12 protein-coding genes are annotated in these 12737 nt (G+C 62.1%); 5 read left to right on the forward strand and 7 right to left on the reverse strand.

Going from position 1 to position 12737, the window contains the following annotated elements; all coding sequences use genetic code 11:
• Nucleotides 1–6: 6 nt before the first annotated feature.
• The 5 genes from AC1D2G_RS16655 (at nt 7) to AC1D2G_RS16675 (ending at nt 5863) form a co-directional block, all read left to right on the forward strand.
• Entirely contained in the window at nt 7–987 is a 981-nt protein-coding gene (locus tag AC1D2G_RS16655) for a quinone oxidoreductase family protein (RefSeq protein ID WP_477415373.1), read from the forward strand.
• Nucleotides 988–1120: 133 nt separating this feature from the next.
• Complete coding sequence (locus AC1D2G_RS16660) at nt 1121–2698, forward strand: ABC transporter ATP-binding protein (protein WP_477415374.1); 1578 nt, start codon at nt 1121–1123, stop codon at nt 2696–2698.
• Nucleotides 2695–3825, forward strand: a complete 1131-nt coding sequence (locus AC1D2G_RS16665; protein ID WP_477415376.1) for an ABC transporter permease — start codon at nt 2695–2697, stop codon at nt 3823–3825. Before AC1D2G_RS16660 ends, AC1D2G_RS16665 begins: the two co-directional genes overlap by 4 nt.
• Complete coding sequence (locus AC1D2G_RS16670) at nt 3825–4745, forward strand: ABC transporter permease (protein ID WP_477415378.1); 921 nt, start codon at nt 3825–3827, stop codon at nt 4743–4745. The genes AC1D2G_RS16665 and AC1D2G_RS16670 overlap by 1 nt, the downstream gene beginning before the upstream one ends.
• 50 nt (nt 4746–4795) lie before the next feature.
• Nucleotides 4796–5863 carry a BMP family ABC transporter substrate-binding protein gene (locus AC1D2G_RS16675; RefSeq protein ID WP_457153392.1) on the forward strand — a complete coding sequence of 356 codons (1068 nt, stop codon included), beginning with the start codon at nt 4796–4798 and terminating at the stop codon, nt 5861–5863.
• 48 nt (nt 5864–5911) lie between these two features.
• Here the strand turns inward: AC1D2G_RS16675 and AC1D2G_RS16680 are convergent, their stop codons facing one another.
• The 7 genes from AC1D2G_RS16680 to AC1D2G_RS16710 form a co-directional block, all read right to left on the reverse strand.
• A complete protein-coding gene (locus AC1D2G_RS16680) occupies nt 5912–7018 on the reverse strand; it encodes an acyltransferase family protein (protein WP_477415380.1) in 1107 nt (368 codons plus the stop codon).
• Nucleotides 7019–7117: 99 nt separating this feature from the next.
• The gene (rimO, locus tag AC1D2G_RS16685) at nt 7118–8431 is read right to left on the reverse strand and encodes a 30S ribosomal protein S12 methylthiotransferase RimO (protein WP_477396660.1); all 1314 of its coding nucleotides are present in this window, start codon (nt 8429–8431) and stop codon (nt 7118–7120) included.
• A 147-nt stretch (nt 8432–8578) separates the two neighbouring features.
• Entirely contained in the window at nt 8579–9238 is a 660-nt protein-coding gene (locus tag AC1D2G_RS16690; RefSeq protein ID WP_095091573.1) for a TerC family protein, read from the reverse strand.
• Between the two features lie 188 nt (nt 9239–9426).
• Nucleotides 9427–9834, reverse strand: coding sequence for a DUF930 domain-containing protein (locus AC1D2G_RS16695; RefSeq protein WP_477415382.1), 408 nt, complete (start codon nt 9832–9834; stop codon nt 9427–9429).
• A 56-nt stretch (nt 9835–9890) separates the two neighbouring features.
• The gene (locus AC1D2G_RS16700) at nt 9891–10589 is read right to left on the reverse strand and encodes a DUF2161 domain-containing phosphodiesterase (RefSeq protein ID WP_477415383.1); all 699 of its coding nucleotides are present in this window, start codon (nt 10587–10589) and stop codon (nt 9891–9893) included.
• A 361-nt stretch (nt 10590–10950) separates the two neighbouring features.
• Nucleotides 10951–11754, reverse strand: a complete 804-nt coding sequence (locus AC1D2G_RS16705) for a sterol desaturase family protein (RefSeq protein WP_477227201.1) — start codon at nt 11752–11754, stop codon at nt 10951–10953.
• A 59-nt stretch (nt 11755–11813) separates the two neighbouring features.
• On the reverse strand, nt 11814–12737 hold the full coding sequence (locus AC1D2G_RS16710; RefSeq protein WP_477304016.1) for a class I SAM-dependent methyltransferase: 924 nt from the start codon (nt 12735–12737) through the stop codon (nt 11814–11816).

Genomic DNA, 12737 nt, shown 5'->3' on the forward strand with positions numbered 1-12737 from the left:
CAGCCCATGTCCAAAGCGATCCGCATCCACGCCAATGGTGGCCCGGAAGTCCTGACCTATGAGGACATCGATCCTGGCCGCCCGGGATCGGGGCAGATCCTGATCCGGCATACAGCGATCGGCCTCAATTTCATCGATGTCTATCATCGCACCGGCCTTTATCCGCCGCCTGGCGGATTTCCACTGGTTCCGGGCAGCGAGGCTGCGGGCGTGGTGCTGGAAGTCGGCCAGAACGTCGACTGGCTGAAGCCGGGCGACCGCATTGCCTATGCGACGAATGTCGGCGGCGCCTACGCCGAGCAACGCGTCATCGCGGCCGGCCAAGTGGTCAAGGTGCCGGACGGCATCAGCGACGAACAGGCGGCGGCGATGATGCTCAAAGGCATGACCGCCGAGTATCTGCTGCGGCGCACCTTCAAGGTGAAGGCAGGCGACACGATCCTGTTTCATGCCGCGGCCGGCGGCGTTGGGCTGATCCTCGGGCAGTGGGCCAGATATCTCGGCGCGACCGTCATCGGCACCGCCAGCTCTGCCGACAAGATCGAGCTCGCCAAGGCGCACGGCTTCGATCACGTCATCAACTACAAGGAGCAGGATTTCGTTGCCGGCGTCGCCGCCATCACCGGTGGCGGGAAATGCGACGTCGTCTACGATTCGGTCGGCAACGACACGTTTCCGGCGTCGCTCGATTGCCTCAAGCCGCTCGGCATGTTCGTCAGCTTCGGCCAGTCCTCGGGGTCGATCCCGCCGTTCAGCATGTCATTGCTGGCCCAGAAGGGCTCGCTGTTCGCCACAAGGCCGACCTTGTTCGTCTACAACGCAAAACGCGAGGACCTCGAGGCCTCCGCCGCCGCCCTGTTCGAGGTCGTGCTCAGTGGCGCCGTCGAGATCAAGATCAACCAGCGCTACGCGCTCAAGGACGCCGGCAAGGCGCATTCCGACCTCGAGGGCCGCAGGACAACAGGGACCACCATTCTCATCCCTTAGTCCCTTCTGCCTTGCTATCCCTTGAATTTCCGCTGAAATTCTTGAAGCTCTTTCAAGACGCGTGCCGCTTTCCGATGAGAGCCGGCCGCGCCTACCATGCTTGCGGGAACACAGAACATATCTGGCTAACCAGATGGGAGGCACTGTGAGTGCAAATCAGGACGGCACGAACCTGCTCGAGGTCCGTGGTCTTACCAAGATATTCGGCACCCTGACGGCGTGCGATCATATCGATCTCGACATCGCCAAGGGTGAAATCCACGCTTTGCTCGGCGAAAACGGCGCCGGAAAGTCGACGCTGGTCAAGATGCTGTTCGGTTCGCTGGAGCCCAATTCCGGCGAGATTTTCTGGAACGGCCAGGCGGTCGGGATTTCGAGCCCGGGCGCGGCAAAAAAGCTCGGCATCGGCATGGTGTTCCAGCACTTCTCGCTGTTCGAGGCGCTGACCGCCGCCGAGAACATCGCGCTGTCGCTCGATGACGGTTCGCCGATCAGCAGCATCGCGGCGAAGGCGAGGGCGCTTTCCTACAGCTACGGCCTGCCGCTCGATCCGGAATCGCTGGTCGGCGACCTGTCGGTCGGCGAACGCCAGCGCATCGAGATCATCCGCTGCCTTTTGCAGACGCCGCAGCTCATCATCCTGGACGAGCCGACCTCGGTGCTGACGCCGCAGGAGGCCGACAAGCTGTTCGAGACGCTGGAGCGTCTGCGCTCGGAAGGCAAATCCATCCTCTACATCTCGCACCGGCTTGAAGAGGTCAAACGCATCTGCGACCGCGCCACCGTGTTGCGGCATGGCAAGGTGGTCGGCCACTGCAATCCGCGCGAGGAAACTGCCTCGTCGCTGGCCCGCATGATGGTCGGCAACGAAGTGCAGGCCGTGGTGCGTGCGCCGGTCGAAGGGATCGACAAGGCGCAGCCGCTGCTCGAGATCCGCAACCTCACCCGCAAGCCGGCAACGCCGTTCTCGATACCGCTCAAGGGCATCAGCCTGAATGTCCGCGCCGGCGAGGTGATCGGCATTGCCGGTGTCGCCGGCAACGGCCAGGGCGAATTCTTCGAATCCGTCTCCGGCGAGGTGTTGCAGCAGGACGCCGCTTCCGTGCGCATCCGTGGCAAGGACGCGGGTGGCCTCACCATCACCGGACGTCGGTTGCTGGGCGCTGCCTTCGTGCCGGAAGAGCGCCTCGGCCACGGGGCCGCGCCGCGCATGAAGCTTTCCGAGAACCTGCTGCTGTCGCGCCACGCCACCGACGGCAAGGCGTTTGTCGGCGCCGGCGGAATGGTCAAGAGCGCTGCCATCTACACCGCCGCCCAACGCATCATCGTGGCGATGGACGTGCGCAAGAGCGCGCCGGATCCGGAAGCCGCGGCACTTTCGGGCGGCAATTTGCAGAAATTCATCGTCGGCCGTGAACTCGACCGCCGGCCGAGCGTCATGGTGGTCAACCAGCCGACTTGGGGTGTCGACGCGGGTGCCGCTGCCCACATCCGCCAGGCGTTGATCGAACTGTCGCGCAGCGGGTCGGCGGTGCTGGTGATCAGCCAGGATCTCGATGAGCTGTTCGAGATATCGGATGCGATCGCGGTCATGCACAATGGCGAACTGTCCAAACCGTTGCCGATCGCCGAGGCGACCTTCGAAAAGGTTGGCCTGCTGATGGGCGGCGCGGAGCCCGGCCACGCCGAACATACGCTGGAGACGGCATGATGCGCCTCGAACTCGTCAAACGCCCGCAGCGCTCCGCGCTGTTCTCGGCCCTGTCGCCATTCATCGCCTTTGCGCTGACGATCGTCGCCGGCGCCATCATGTTCGCATTGCTTGGCGTCAACCCGTTGATCGCTTTCCGGATCTATTTCATCGAGCCGGTCAGTCAGGTCTGGCAGCTGCATGAACTGGCGATCAAGGCGGCGCCGCTCATCCTGATCGCTGTCGGCCTGTCGGTCTGCTACAAGGCCAACATCTGGAACATCGGCGCCGAAGGCCAGTTCATCCTGGGCGGCATTGTCGGCTCGATCATTCCGGTGCTGTTTCCGCAGTTCGAAAGCCCGCTGGTGCTGCCGCTGATGCTACTGCTCGGCATGATCGGCGGTGCCGCCTATGCGGCGATCCCGGCTCTGCTCAAGACGCGCTTCGGCACCAACGAGATCCTGACCAGCCTGATGCTGGTCTATGTCGCCCAGCTCTTCCTCGACTGGCTGGTGCGCGGACCGTGGCGCGACCCGCAAGGCCATGGGTTCCCGCAAACCATTCAGTTCAACGACTCCGCCGTGCTGCCGGAGCTGATGCCGGATGCCGGACGGGCAAACTGGGGATTTGTCTTCGCCCTGGTCGCCGCGGTGCTGGTCTGGATCCTGATGAGCCGCATGCTGAAGGGTTTTGAAGTCCGCGTGCTGGGCTCAAGCCCGCGGGCAGGGCGCTTCGCCGGCTTCGGCCTCAACCGCATGGTGTTCTTCGCCTTCCTGCTGTCGGGTGCCCTGGCGGGCCTTGCCGGCATCTCGGAAGTCTCGGGCGCCATCGGCCAGCTGCAGCCTGTGATTTCGCCCGGCTACGGCTTCACCGCCATCATCGTGGCGTTTCTTGGCCGCCTCAATCCACTCGGCATCGTCGCCGCCGGCCTGGTGCTGGCGCTGACCTATCTCGGCGGTGAAGCCGTGCAAAGCGCGCTCGGCATCTCCGACAAGGTGGCGAGGGTGTTTCAGGGCATGCTGCTGTTCTTCGTGCTCGGCTGCGACACGCTCATTCACTACCGCATTCGCCTGATCGGCCTGGCGCTGACCAAACCGGAAAGCGCTGCGAAACTCGAAGCCGCGCCAAAGTTGAAGGAAGCCCGTTGATGGACATCACCATAAACATCCTTCTGACCATCGCCACGGCGGCAACGCCGCTGCTGATCGCCGCGATCGGCGAACTGGTGGTCGAGCGCTCCGGCGTGCTCAATCTCGGCGTCGAGGGCATGATGATCATGGGCGCCGTCGGCGGCTTCGGCGCCAGCTATCTCACCGGATCACCCTGGATCGGCCTCTTGGCGGCAATCGCCATGGGCGCGGTGTTCTCGCTGCTGTTTGCCGTCATGACGCTGTCGCTGGCCACCAACCAGGTGGCGACGGGCCTGTCGCTGACGCTGCTCGGCCTCGGCCTCTCCGGCATGATGGGGACGAGCTTTGTCGGCCAGCCCGGCGAACGGCTGCCCAACCTCGACATCCCCGGGCTGACCTCGATCCCCATCGTCGGCAGATTGCTGTTCGGGCAGGATCCGATCTTCTACATCTCGATCGCGCTGACCGCAGCCGTCATGTGGTTCCTGTTCAAGACCCGTACCGGACTGACGCTGCGCTCGATCGGCGACAGCCACACGTCAGCCCATGCCCTGGGGATTCAGGTCATCCGCTACCGTTATCTCGCGGTGATCTTCGGCGGCGCCTGTGCCGGTCTGGCCGGCGGCCATCTGTCGTTGGTCTATACGCCGCAATGGGTCGAGAACATGACAGCCGGCCGCGGCTGGATCGCGCTGGCGCTGGTGGTGTTCGCGTCGTGGCGGCCATGGCGGGTGCTGGCCGGCGCCTACATCTTCGGCGCGGTGTGGATCGGCCAGCTTCATGCACAGGCTTTTGGCATTCCAGTGCCGTCACAGTTTCTTTCTTCGCTACCCTATCTGGCAACCGTCGTGGTTCTCGTTCTAATCTCGCGCAACAAGCGTCTGACGATGATGAACACGCCGGCTTCCTTGGGGCAGCCATTCGTTCCGGATCGTTGACAATAATAACAAACGGGAAGCTCCAAGGCTTAACACAGAGAGGTAACACAATGAAAAAACTGCTTATTGCCCTGATGACCACGACAGCGGCAGTTTCGCTGGCGGCGTCCGCAGAGGCAGCCGACAAATTGAAGGCTTGCTGGGTCTACACCGGCCCGATCGGTGATTTCGGCTATTCCTACCAGCACGACCAGGGCCGTCTCGAGGTGGAGAAGGCGCTCGGCGACAAGGTCGAAACCGCTTATCTCGAAAACGTCTCCGAAGGCCCCGATGCCGACCGTGCGTTCGAGCGGCTGGCGCGCGAAGGCTGCAAGATCATCTTCGGCACCTCCTTCGGCTTCATGGACCCGGAAGTGAAGGTCGCCAAGAAATTCCCCAAGGTGATGTTCGAGCACGCAACCGGCTACAAGACCGGTGACAATCTCGGCATCTATAATGCGCGCTTCTATGAAGGCCGCTATGTGCTCGGCCAGATCGCCGCCAAGGAATCGAAGGCCGGCGTTGCCGGCTACATCGTTTCCTTCCCGATCCCCGAAGTGGTGATGGGCATCAATTCCTTCATGCTCGGCGCACAGTCGATCAACCCGAACTTCAAAGCCAAGATCGTCTGGGTGAACTCGTGGTTCGATCCGGGCAAGGAAGCCGACGCCGCCAAGGCGCTGTTCGACCAGGGCGCCGACATCGTCGTCCAGCACACCGATTCGACCGCTGCCCTGCAGGTGGCCGAGGAGCGCAAGCTGCACGGCTTCGGCCAGTCCTCCGACATGATCAAGTTCGCGCCGAACGCGCAGTTGACCTCGCTCACCGACGAATGGGGTCCGTACTACATCAGCCGGGTCCAGGCGGCTCTCGACGGCACCTGGAAGCCTGACAATGTCTGGCTCGGCATCAAGGACGGCGCGGTCAAGCTCGCCCCCTTCACCAACATGCCCGACGACGTAAAGGCGATGGCCGAAGCCACCGAGAAGAAAATCGCTGGCGGCTGGAACCCCTTCACCGGACCGATCGCCAAGCAGGACGGCACGCCGTGGCTGAAGGATGGCGAGGTCGCCGACGACGGCACGCTGCTCGGCATGAACTTCTATGTGAAGGGCGTTGACGACAAGCTGCCGCAGTAAGCGGCGCGAGATACCAAAAAGGAAAGGGGCGCCGCAGGGCGCCCTTTTTCATTCGGCTGGTTGCGTCGCGGCCTGGGTGCGACGAAACCTCGCCAAGCCGACATCGACCGCGCGCCACAGCCAAATCCTGAGCAGCCGCTGCGCCGGTCGCTCGCAGGTGCGCCAAATCGCCCAGGAAACAAGGAGCATGAGTGCGGTGCAGCCAAAGGCAGCACACCATTTGCCGACCAGGGGAACTGCGGCGTTGATGGCGAGATAACCGATGTTCTGGTGCAGGAGGTAGAGCGGATAGGTCAGCCCACCCAGCGCCAGGGTGAGCGCCGATGACCGCAGACGATGGCGCAACAGGACCGCGCCGATCAAGGCCGCGTGCATGACGATATTGGCAACGACGAGATTGGCCGACGAAACGGCGATGCCATAGTGATCCTGCATCCAGTGCTGGGTCACGGACAGTGTGCCGCATGAGATCAGGAACGATGCTGCAAGCAGCAGCAAGGCCGGCAGGGAACGGCCATGTGCGTGGAGGTGGTGGACCAGCACGCCGGCGACGAAGAATGGCGCGAACTCTGTAATAAACAACAGCCTGGCCGCGCCGCTGCCGAGGAAGAATTCGTTCAAGGCCGAGATCGCCAGCCAGATGAAGATCAATTCCAGCTTGTGTCTCTGGAACAGCCCGGTGAACAGGGCCAGCGTCACCCAACCGTAGAAAACCAGTTCAAGAACGATCGACCAGTAGACGCCATCCACGAAAGGTTGGCCGAAGGCTGGCGCGAACATCGTCAGATTGGCGCCATACTGGGCGAACGAGACCGGAAGCAGCGGTGTGCCGGCAAGCACGACAATCGCGAAAGTGATGGTCATGCAGAGCAGGAAACCCGGATAGAGGCGAACGAAACGTGCGATCGCGAACTGGTCCCAGCGACGGTTTTCCGCCGACCAGGCAATGACGAAACCGCTGATCAGAAAGAACAGATTGACGCCGAGATAGCCATGGATCGCGAACGGTGCTGCACGTGGATACCCCTCGCCAAGGAAGCCTTCGGCGGCCGCGCCGCGAAAGAAATAGTGGAAGAGCACAACGGCCAGCGCCGCCACCAGCCTGAGCAGGTCCAGCGTCGCGATGTAATCCTGCCTGGCAGGTCTGACGTCCATCCGAATTTCCGCATTTACGGTCTGGAAACCATACTGCGGATCGCGGCTGAACGGGTTAAGCGGGCAGAACTATCGCCAGGTTTAGTAAATACGGCTGCGTCAGACCGCCGAACCGTAGAGGTCATAGGCGTCGGCGCGGTCGATCTTGACGGTGACGATGTCGCCGGCACGCAGCGGACGGCGCGACTGGATATGCACCGAGCCGTCGATCTCGGGCGCGTCGTATTTGGTGCGGCCCTTTGCCGATGTGCCGTGCGCTTCGTCGATCAGCACCGGCAGGCGCTTGCCGACCTTCCTGGCCAGTTGCGTCGCCGAGATCTTCTGCTGACGCTGCATGAAGCGATGCCAGCGCGCTTCCTTGATCTCTTGCGGGACCTGTTCGAGACCGAGGTCGTTGGAGCGGGCGCCCCGGACCGGCTCGTATTTGAAGCAGCCGGCGCGGTCGATCTTGGCCTCGTCGAGCCAGTCGAGCAGCATTTCGAAATCTTCGTCCGTTTCGCCGGGAAAGCCGACGATGAAGGTCGAGCGGATGGCGAGATCCGGGCAGACCTCGCGCCAGCCGCGGATGCGCTCGAGCGTCTTCTCACCATGGGCGGGCCGGCGCATGTTCTTCAGCACCTGCGGCGAAGCATGCTGGAACGGGATGTCGAGATAGGGAAGGATCTTGCCGTCGGCCATCAGCGGGATGACATCGGCGACATGCGGGTAGGGGTAGACGTAGTGCATGCGCACCCAGATGCCGAGCTTGCCCAGCTCCTCGGAAAGATCGAGGAATTTCGCCCGCACTTCGCGGTCGCCGAACATGCTGGTCTGGTACTTGATGTCGATGCCGTAGGCGCTTGTGTCCTGCGAGATGACGAGGATCTCCTTGACGCCGGCCTTGGCCAGTTTCTCGGCCTCGCGCAGCACGTCGGCCGCGGGCCGCGAGACGAGGTCGCCACGCAGCGCCGGGATGATGCAGAAGGTGCAGCGGTTGTTGCAGCCTTCGGAAATCTTGAGATAGGCGTAGTGACGCGGGGTCAGCTTAACGCCTTGCGGCGGCAGCAGGTCGATATAGGGATCGTGCGAAGGTGGCGCGGCTTCGTGAACGGCGGCCATCACGCTTTCATAGGCCTGCGGCCCGGTGATCGCCAGCACATTGGGGTGCCTCTCGCGAATGACGTCCGGCTCCGCACCAAGGCAGCCGGTGACGATGACCCTGCCGTTTTCCGAAAGCGCGGAGCCAATGGCGTTCAGCGACTCGTCGCGGGCGGAATCGAGAAAGCCGCAGGTGTTGACCACGACAAGGTCGGCGCCGTCATGCTTGCGTGCGATCTCGTAGCCCTCGGCGCGCAGGCGCGTGATGATGCGTTCCGAATCAACAAGGGCTTTCGGGCATCCAAGACTGACAAAACTCACGCGAGGAGCGGACATATAGGGTTTCCGGGCTTTTCAGGATTGCCGGCGCAGTACCACACTTATTGCGGCATTGGTATGGGCACGCCTTCGATGCGGCAAAACGCACGGCGACTGCGCTTGCGACCATGCTCTTCCGGATCGAAGACGCAGCCGGCAGCCGCCTCAGCTGACCACGTTGTTTACATGCGGCCAGACTTCCACCGCACCACGGTAGACCATGTCCACGGCCACATAGAGAATGATCAGCAGGCCGATATAGGCGATCCAGCGGTGGCGATGCAGCAACTTGGCAATGAAAGTCGCGGCGAGCCCCATCAGCGCGATCGACAGCACGAGGCCGATCACCAACACCGGAAAATGATCGCGCGCGGCGCCCGCGACCGCCAGCACGTTGTCGAGCGACATCGACACGTCAGCGACGACGATCTGCAACGCTGCCTGGCCGAGCGTCTTGCGCTTGGTTTTGCCGGCCACCATCTTGTCGCTGTTGAGATCGGAGTTCGACAGCGCCTCGGTCGCTTCCAGCTCATCGGCATGCGATGTGCGCAGCTCGCGGTACATCTTCCAGCAGACCCACAGCAGCAGGATGCCGCCGGCCAGCAGCAGGCCGACGATCGCCAGCAGCTTGATGGTAACCGCGGCAAAGCCGATGCGCAGCACCGTTGCCGCCAGCACGCCGATGAGGATCGCCTTCTTGCGTTGTTCGGCCGGCAGGCCGGCAGCGGCAAGGCCGATGACGATCGCATTGTCGCCAGCAAGCACGAGGTCGATGGCGATGACCTGGAGCAAGGCGGTCAGGCTGGCAGCGCTGAAAATGTCCATCGACCGGAAGCCCTTGCTGATTTGCCGAGTGTTCGTCGATTATTCAGGACCGGCCCTAACTTGGTGGTCCCTTGGCGTCAAGGCATCACTCACGGCGACGTGATCAAACCATCTTTGCACTGAAGCCGCGTTGAGGGAGCGGCCGCGCGCGCCCGTAGCCGGGCAGAACCACCGCGGCCAACTGCCAATCAATCGTAGAGATTATACTTTGCCCACTCGGCTTCCGGAATCTCGTCGCCGATCCGATAGCGGAGCTGCAATACTTCCATATGGTCGGGCGCCGTCTGGCATTTGAATTTCAACCGGTACCATTGCCCCTTGCTACGAAATGCAGCACCCGGACTTCTGATTGCATCGGCGCCCATCTCGGGCGTCGCGAAGGCGTAGGCAACGACGCGATCCGCCTTGAACTTGCGATCGTCATGGGTGATCCGGTCGAGCACTTCGGCGTCACAACGCTGTTCAAGACGGGTTTGGGGATCGAGTTTCAACAGGCCGGCGCGCAAGGCATTGTCCATTGCGTTGGCCGGGAAACCCAGTGTCACGGACGCCAGGGCCATCATGCAGAGCTTCTTCATGGGTGGGACAAGCATCATATTTTACCGGAAAAATCAACCAAGGGGAGGGCCCCGAAGCCTGCAGGACCCTTCAATCAAATGGCCGGTTCGTTCAAAATTGCGTGTCGAGATTCATCATGCGATGGTTGCGGCCAACGGACCAACGAGGCACGGCCGGCATCCGTGAGATCGTAGAGGCCGCGGTCGACGCGCGCGAACCAACCATAGACATTGTGCCGCAGAATCTTCGGCGCGATCGGCGTCAGCGCCGTCAGATCGCGCGGGCGCTTGGGTCCGTCCGCCATGGCGGCGGCGCAGGCAAGCGCGCTTTGGCGATAGGCGGTCATGATCGGATTGCGCGATCCTCCTCCCGCAACGGGATCGCCGCGGCGGCGCTGGTGCTCGTCGACCAGGCGAGAGCGCCGCCGCGCATTCTTGCGCGGCGCCACGGCGATCGGGCTGAGAAGCACCTCGACCCGGTCGGTCGCGGTCACGCCAAGCAGGCCGAAGCCAAGCCGGCGGCAGAGATTGCGAAACCGCGCATCGCCTTCGCGTCCCTTGCCCCGGGCCGACATGCGCGCGGCCAGCCACACCTCGTCGCAGGCCGTCGCGCGGTCCACGCCCTGCAGTACCAGTTCAAGATTGAACTGCAGTTTCAGCTCGCAGATGACGACGATAGGCGGCTCTCCGTCGCGCAGCGCAACGATGTCGCAGCCACCGACCTCACCCTTCACGAGGAAGTCGAGGCCTTCGAGGAACCGCTTCACCGGCGCATAAAGTGAGGTCTCGTTCATACACAGGAGACTTAGCCGATTCGGCGCAAAAAGCCTTCCTGCCAGCTCACAGCAGGAGACAGTCTCCTTTGCCGAACAGCTCTCCGTTGAGGACATGGAAGCCAGCGAGCCCGGCATCGCGATGCCTATGATCATGAAAAAGTGGCGCCGCCGTCCGGAAAATTAGAAACGACTAATGCACTTGTGTCGCATCAGTGTCGCAATCGCGCGATAATTAACCAATGCGCGATTGATGAACGCAGCGTGACGCGCGTCCTCCCAAGATGACCCCTCTGGTCCCTGCCGGTGGGGTTTTCTTTTTTCAATGAACCGTACTGGCGCTCGCGAAGGGGAAGCAAACCTGTCGCGACGCCGCCTTACGTCAGCCTTCCGCTTTGGTGCTCGGTGCTGCTGGATTCGATCGCCGCCTGCGGGGCTGGATTGGATAGCCGATCTGGCCAAAGTAGGTCGAAGGGACCGGATCATCGACGCCGTACTTCTCCGGCACCTTGTTGCCGGTGGCATTATAGGTACCGAACATCACGTCGAGGAAGGGCAACTGCCCGGCGAAGTTCTTGTCATAGGCTTCCCGCTGATTGGCGTGATGCCAGCGATGGAACTGCGGGCTGGCGATCAGCCACTTCAAAGGGCCTAACGAAATCCGCATGTTCGAATGGACCAACATCGTGTGCCATAAGTAGATGACCGAAAAGATGGCGATCGAGACTTCCGAGAACCCGAGGAAAAAGACCGGCGTCAGCGATATTGCCTTCGTGACTATGATGTCGACCGGGTGAGAGTGGAAAGCACCGAGCCAGTCCAACTCCTTGATGCCGTGATGAATGGCATGGAACTTCCAAAGCGCAGGGATTTTATGAAAGGCGCGATGTGCCCAGTAGACGCCGAGATCGGTGATCAGGATGATTTCCGCAACCTGTAGCCAGACGGGCTGACTGCCAACGGCTTGCGTTATCGATTGCGGGACAAGCATGGCAGCGAGCCCGAGGACACCGGCGGCCATCAAAACGACGGCCGCCTTTACGATGAAGCTGTTGAACAGCAGGTAGATCACATCGACGGCAAAGCCCTCGCGGAGGATCTTTTGCGGCCGCTCGGCAAAAAGATGTTCGAACGGAATGAAGATCAGCGCGCAGATCAACAGCGCCTTGATACCAAAGATATCCATTCACCCGCCTCTATCGCCCTGGCTTCGTGTCACCCGCGGAAAGCCGGTGATTCGCTAGTCTAGCGCGCAAAGCCACGTTTGATGCAATCGACCACCGCCCTTACCGGGGCGGATGCACGCCAGGTCGTGCTGGAGGTTATGGCGTCCTGGCGAGCCTGTGCGTCCCGGCTTGCCTTTCGCGCATGTTCAATCTCCTCGACCAGCCGCGAATTGTCCGAGCGCAGGTGCTCCAGTTCGGCATCGTTTTGCCGCGAGTGCACGCTGGCTATGTGAGACCATAGCTGCCGTTGCCAGCGGTCCAGGGAAGTCTCCCGGTCCAAGGCATGAGGCTGGAGCTGATCCCGGACCGCGGATGCGAGCCTGCCGAGGCCCATGACGGCGACGGTGTCGGGAAGGAACGCCGTCTCATGCTCGATGCCGAGATGATCGAGAAAGCGCTCCGCATTGACAATGGCGTCCGCGATCAGGTTGGCGTCGTGGAAGGAAATGATGCAGTCCGGCTTCATAAGGCCGAGAACGCCGACAAAGTCCGAAAAGCAGGCCGTGTTGGTGTGCTCCGCGTCGATCAGCGCGAGCGTCGCCTTGGTCTCGATCGACTGGGGCGGCACATTGGAGACGTCGCTATCGATGGTGATCAGCTTGGCCATTGCGTCGGGCGGAAGCTTGTCCGACAGCAAGGCAACCATCCGGGCCGCCGTGTTGTCTGGGTAGTGAAAAACCTCGGCACGCTCGTCGGGCTGGGTCGCCGGCCGCAGATCGACCGATATCACCGCCTCGCAGGCCGGATCGATCAAATGCGGCAACAGGCTGCCGCCGATGTCTGAGCCAACCTCGAGATAGACGTATCGGCCGAGTGTCGATCGCGCGAAGTTCTGCACGCGCAGGAAACTTGTGCGGTCACTGAGCGTGCTTCCGGTATCGACCTGGAAAACAGCAATGTCGAGCGTCTCGATCATGCCCATCGCTTGATTGGCGGTTAGCAT

Source organism: Mesorhizobium sp. P2_C7, assembly GCF_056404515.1.